The 584-nt window shown below is 81.2% G+C and carries 1 protein-coding gene; it reads right to left on the reverse strand.

The features are described from left to right. On the reverse strand, positions 1-584 hold a 584-nt coding region (locus tag VR45_RS38825), incomplete at both ends, for a CbiX/SirB N-terminal domain-containing protein (protein WP_045944670.1).

Genomic DNA, 584 nt, shown 5'->3' on the forward strand with positions numbered 1-584 from the left:
GTCGGCGAAGAAGCCGGGGGCGAGCAGATGGGTGGCGACGGCGACGTGGCGGTGGCCGGCGGCGTGCAGGGCGGCGACCGCCTCCCGCGGGGTCGGGCGGGCGGCGGACAGGTAGGCGGGGACGACCGGGCTGCCGTCACCGAGGCGCTCGGCGAGCAGCTCGGCCGTCCGCGCGGTGTCGGCGTTGGCGGCCGGGTCGGAGGAGCCCGCCGCCGCGAGGACCACCGGCCCGGCGCCGGCCGGGCGACCGGCCGCGGCGAGGCGGTCGGCGAGCGCGGCGGCCAGCAGCGGGTGGGGGCCGAGCGCCCGGGCGAGCGGAAGGCGGGTCAGTCCGGCGGCGGTGAGCGCCCCGGGCAGGTCGACCCGCAAATGGTAGCCACCGCCGAGCAGCAGCGGGACCAGCACCGCGGCCCGTCCGTCCAGCGCGGCGAGCGCCTCCGGGAGGGCGGGGCGGGCGAGGTCCAGGAAGCAGCAGCGGACGTCGAGGCCCGGGCGCAGCAGCCGGACCCGGTGCAGCAGCGCCCGGTTCGCGGCCACCCCGGCGGTGGAGCGGCTGCCGTGCGCGACCGCGAGCAGGACCGGTC

The organism is Streptomyces sp. NRRL S-495, from assembly GCF_000966955.1.
GTDB lineage: Bacteria > Actinomycetota > Actinomycetes > Streptomycetales > Streptomycetaceae > Kitasatospora > Kitasatospora purpeofusca.